The sequence below is a fragment of the Pseudomonas sp. NPDC089547 genome (genome assembly GCF_050280665.1).
In the GTDB taxonomy this organism is placed as follows: Bacteria; Pseudomonadota; Gammaproteobacteria; order Pseudomonadales; family Pseudomonadaceae; genus Aquipseudomonas.
Genome location: NZ_JBNNVS010000102.1, coordinates 1 through 2,684, shown reverse-complemented (window position 1 = coordinate 2,684; position 2,684 = coordinate 1). Strand labels below are relative to the sequence as shown.

The 2,684-nt window shown below is 64.5% G+C and carries 3 protein-coding genes; 2 read left to right on the top strand and 1 reads right to left on the bottom strand.

The window, feature by feature from the left end; all coding sequences use genetic code 11:
- Nucleotides 1-105 precede the first annotated feature (105 nt).
- On the bottom strand, nt 106-966 hold the full coding sequence (locus ACQKPZ_RS28090; protein WP_427544529.1) for a DUF6279 family lipoprotein: 861 nt from the start codon (nt 964-966) through the stop codon (nt 106-108).
- Nucleotides 967-1,113: 147 nt separating this feature from the next.
- Between ACQKPZ_RS28090 and ACQKPZ_RS28085 the strand changes: the two genes are divergently transcribed.
- Nucleotides 1,114-1,632, top strand: coding sequence for a sigma-70 family RNA polymerase sigma factor (locus ACQKPZ_RS28085; RefSeq protein WP_427544526.1), 519 nt, complete (start codon nt 1,114-1,116; stop codon nt 1,630-1,632).
- Nucleotides 1,629-2,570, top strand: coding sequence for a FecR domain-containing protein (locus tag ACQKPZ_RS28080; RefSeq protein ID WP_427544523.1), 942 nt, complete (start codon nt 1,629-1,631; stop codon nt 2,568-2,570). The genes ACQKPZ_RS28085 and ACQKPZ_RS28080 overlap by 4 nt, the downstream gene beginning before the upstream one ends.
- Nucleotides 2,571-2,684 lie beyond the last annotated feature (114 nt).

The window sequence follows — 2,684 nt, the reverse complement described above, 5'->3', positions numbered from 1 at the left end:
CTGTTGGCCATGGTCTAATTCATCGGCTCGCCCGCTCCCACAGGTACAGCGCAGTACCTGTGGGAGCGGGCGAGCCCGCGAAGAGGCCTGGCCTGCAATCCACAATCACCCCTTCAAACACTTCAACTCACTGAAGTCGGTGCGCACTTTGCCGAGCTTTTCTTGCAGGAACCGCCGCTGCTGCGGCGTACTCTGCTGCACCAGGTCCACCAGCAAGCTGCGCGCCTGCCGCTCGGTATTCTGAAACGCTGAGCGGTATTCAGGCGTCCACAAGCTTTCCTTGCGCTGCAAGAGTGTCGCCAGCCGCGGCTCGAAGCTGGCATCGTTGCGCTGGTTCATCGCCAGCAACAATTGCTGCTGCCAGTGGGCACGGTTGGCAATCCATTCGCGGTTCTGGTCGCCCAGCGCCTGCGACCAGGCTTGTACCCGCTGTTTCTGCACCGGCGTAAGCTCGCCCAGCCACGGCGTCAGGCGTTTCTCCATGCGCTCGGTTCGGCGGGCGATCTGCTTGGCCAGCGGCGTATCCACATACTTCTTCTGCCGTTCGCTGATGTCGTCGCGGAAAGCTTCGCGCATTTCCGCTACCTGGGTGTCGCTCATGCCGCGCAACAGCTCGGTGGCCGATGGGGTAATTGCCTCGGCTACCCGGCCAATCGCCTCGCGGGCCTCACGGGTACGTTGCTGCAGGGCCTGGTCGGTCACCTGGTCGTCGGCGACCATGCCCCGCACCCGGTCCAGCCAGTCGAGGTAGCCGGGCAGCTGGGTCTTGCAATGCCAGGCCAGGTGCTCGCGCAAGCGGTCGTCGAGCAGGGTTTTCTGCTCGCGGTTCATGTCCAGGTAGTCGCCCAGCGACCACGGCACCAGGCGGTCGAGGTTGCGGTAGGCCAGGTCGATGCGGCTGCAAGCGGCCAGTGCCACAGCGAAGCCGATGGCGATGAGCAGGGCTTTGGGCAGGCGTACAGGCATGTGCTGTTCCTTGCAACGGTGGCCAATCGGTAGAGGTAAGGGTAGCCGCAGGGTTCCATCGCATCGCTGCAATCGCGGTTTCCTTCCATCGGCAATATCACTATTATTGCGACTAATTCTTATCCGCATCGTTACAAGGAAGGTTGCGTGTACAAGGTCCCGCCTGCGCCGCACGATGACATGCACTGCCTGTACCGCGACCACAGCGGCTGGCTGCAAGGCTGGCTGCGCCGGCGCCTGGGCGACCGGGAGCGGGCGGCGGACTTGACCCAGGATACCTTCGTGCGCCTGATCGCCAGCACGGTGGCCCACCCGTTGCGCGAGCCGCGCAACTTCCTGGCGACGGTGGCCAAGCGGGTGATGGTTGATCACTTGCGTCGACGGTCGTTGGAGCAGGCTTACCTGGAAGCCATGGCCCTGGAGCCGGAACTGGTGGAGGCGTCCCCGGAGCACCGGGTAGTGCTGCTGGAAACGCTGTTGCAGCTTGATGCCATGCTCGACGGCCTGAACCACAAGGTGCGCCAGGCGCTGTTTCTTTCCCACCTGGAAGGCTTGAGCTACGCCGAAATCGCCGAGCGCCTGGGCGTGTCTGTCAGTTCGGTGACCAAATACATCGCCAAGGCCACCGAGCAATGCTTGCTGTTCGCGCTGGATGCCGAGCTGTGAGCCCGGCGCAGCAACGCCAGGCACTGCGGGATGCGGCGCAGTGGCATGCCCGCTTGAGTGCGGGCGCGGACTACCCGGCGCTGTATCAGCGCTGGCAGGCCTGGCATCAAGGCGACCCGGTGCACCAGTGGGCCTGGCAGCGACTGGAGGCGTTTCACGCAGAGTTGCGCAGCGTACCTGCGACCGTGGCAAAGCGGACGTTGGCGGTGGAGCCGCCGCTGGCTGGCAGGCGCACTGTGCTCAAGGGGCTGGTGCTGGGCCTTGGTGTATCCGGCCTGGCGTGGACTGGCTACCGGCAGACGCCGCTTTGGCTGGCCGATGTGCGTACCGCTACGGGTGAACGGCGCCAGTTGCGGCTGGAAGACGGCACCCAGCTCACGCTGAACACGGCCAGTGCCGTGGACATTCGCTATGACTACCAGCAGCGGCTGATCATCCTGCGCTCTGGGGAGATCATGGTGACCACGGCCAAGGATGCACGGCCACTCAGTGTGTGCAGTCAGCAGGGCGAGATGCGAGCGTTGGGCACGCGCTTTGTTGTGCGCCAACTGGACGGGCAGACCGAACTCGACGTACTTGAACATGCGGTGGCTGTGCGCAACCGGCCAGAAGTCGAGCCTTTGCGGGTGGAGGCGGGCATGAGCCTGCGCTTTGGTTCAGGGCCGCTGCCCGCGCCACAGGTGCTCGACCCTAACCGCGCCGAATGGGTCAATGGCCGGCTGGTGATCGATAACTGGCCGCTGAGCCGGGTGCTGGATGAGTTGCAGCGCTATCGCCCGGGCTTTATCGAGTGTTCGAAGGAGGTTGCGCACCTGCGCATTTCCGGAGCCTTCCCGCTGGACGATACGGCGCGTGCGCTGGAAGCGATTGCCCAGGCGCTGCCGGTGCAGATCGAGACCCGTACGCGATTTTGGGTAAGGGTGCGGCCTTTGGCCTGACACGGTCCGCTTTGTGTAGGAGCGGCCTTGTGTCGCGAAAGGGCCGCAAAGCGGCCCCGGCAATATCTGCGGCGAAGCTGGAAGTCTGGGGCCGCTGCGCAGCCCTTTCGCGAC